This is a genomic window from Bartonella sp. OC16QHHD (assembly GCF_042194035.1).
Taxonomy (GTDB): domain Bacteria; phylum Pseudomonadota; class Alphaproteobacteria; order Rhizobiales; family Rhizobiaceae; genus Bartonella.
On record NZ_JBHIMJ010000039.1, the window covers coordinates 1 to 1,040 of the forward strand.

A 1,040-nucleotide genomic window follows, 5' to 3' on the forward strand; every position below is an offset into this window, starting at 1 on the left:
ATAAAAAATTGAAAATTCGTTAAAGAGGAATGCCATGAACTTCACTATGTTCACGCAACTTTTCGATAAAATTAACCAGGTAACACAAACATATGTCACGGGTATTTCCTCAAAAGCAATTGCTACAATTACACCTTTCGTTTCAATTGGAATCACGATCGCTTTCATCATCTACGGATGGCTTATCATTCGGGGCGCTATCGATATGCCACTCTCCGGATTTGTAAATCGTTTCCTACGAATAAGTATTATTACTTCAATAGCCCTTACCACAGGACTTTATCAAAGTGAAATTGCCAATTTAATAACACAAATGCCCTATGAGTTATCAAAAGCGCTCATGACAAATCCACTCAATGATACACAGTTAATGAATTTATTGGACAAAGCAGCAACCAAAGGATTCCAATATGCAGGTCGTCTTTTCCAGGAAACCGTCTTCTTCGAGGCCAATGGATTGCTTTACAGCCTCTTAGGTATCCTCATCTTGCTGGCAACAAGTTCCGTCGTGGCAATCGGCGGTGGTCTCGTCATACTGACAAAAATCGCTATTACACTTCTCGTAGGATTGGGCCCTATCTTCATCATTGCATTACTGTGGCAACCAACCTATCGCTTTTTTCAGCAATGGTTAATCCAAGTCGTAAATTATATAATCCTCTTTCTACTCTTAGCGACTGTATTTAATCTGATGATGAATATCTTTGCAAACTACTTGAGTGATATGAAACTCGATTATAACCAGAATGTAGCAGCCATGTTTGGGGGAGCTCTCATCTTGTCTATTATATCCATCATGCTGTTACTCAAACTATCAAGCATGGCCAATTCTCTCGCAAAAGGCATTACATTTGGACATCTATGGAAACATAGAAACTAGAGGATGTAGCTAGAAAGAAATGATTCTCGTAACAGAAACTTTAAATGCACACGATAAAATAACAAGAATATCCAATCCTAAAGTAAAAAATATTCGCACTGAAATTGAGCTATTTTCATAAATTAAAAAATGAAATTAAGAAAAGATAAATTATCGTAAA

Annotated in this window: 1 protein-coding gene; it reads left to right on the plus strand. The window is 36.8% G+C overall.

Annotated features, from left to right (window positions below):
- Window positions 1–34: 34 nt before the first annotated feature.
- Window positions 35–880: a type IV secretion system protein gene (locus ACFIK1_RS05020; protein WP_375662231.1), complete on the plus strand. Its 846-nt coding sequence runs from the start codon at window positions 35–37 to the stop codon at window positions 878–880.
- Window positions 881–1,040: the final 160 nt, after the last annotated feature.

Bases quoted from the DNA above. Each gene is read 5' to 3' on its own strand.
- ACFIK1_RS05020 (WP_375662231.1), top strand. From the start codon at position 35: ATGAACTTCACTATGTTCACGCAACTTTTCGATAAAATTAACCAGGTA.